This window comes from Halomonas sp. SIMBA_159, from assembly GCF_046536035.1.
Classification (GTDB): Bacteria; Pseudomonadota; Gammaproteobacteria; order Pseudomonadales; family Halomonadaceae; genus Vreelandella; species Vreelandella venusta_A.
The window spans coordinates 1-254 of record NZ_JAWJBT010001071.1 but is presented as its reverse complement, the minus strand read 5'-3'; the positions used below and the strand labels follow the sequence as shown (position 1 = coordinate 254).

General features: G+C 43.3%; 1 protein-coding gene. It reads right to left on the bottom strand.

Annotation, left to right across the window (positions count from 1 at the left end):
• Positions 1-71: 71 nt before the first annotated feature.
• A partial coding sequence (locus R0J87_RS22575) for a hypothetical protein (protein ID WP_498889127.1) occupies positions 72-254 on the bottom strand: 183 nt, incomplete at its 5' end.

Below are 254 nucleotides of genomic sequence, written 5' to 3'. Positions count from 1 at the left end.
GTGCATAAAACACTTATAAGCAGTGTCGAAAAGGCGTGCCCATTTCCTGGAAAATCCGGAATACCATCATTTTAAGTATGAGCAACATCGGATTCCGGGCATGATTCATATTCATTTTCTCGGAGCCGATGCCTTTCCCTTTGGCGCGGATATCCGGCTGCGGGGCAGAGATCAGATGAATGTATTCTTTGAAGGTTTTGGCAGGCCTTTGCGAAATCCGATAAAATCAGCAAAAAACGAGAAAAAATAATAAC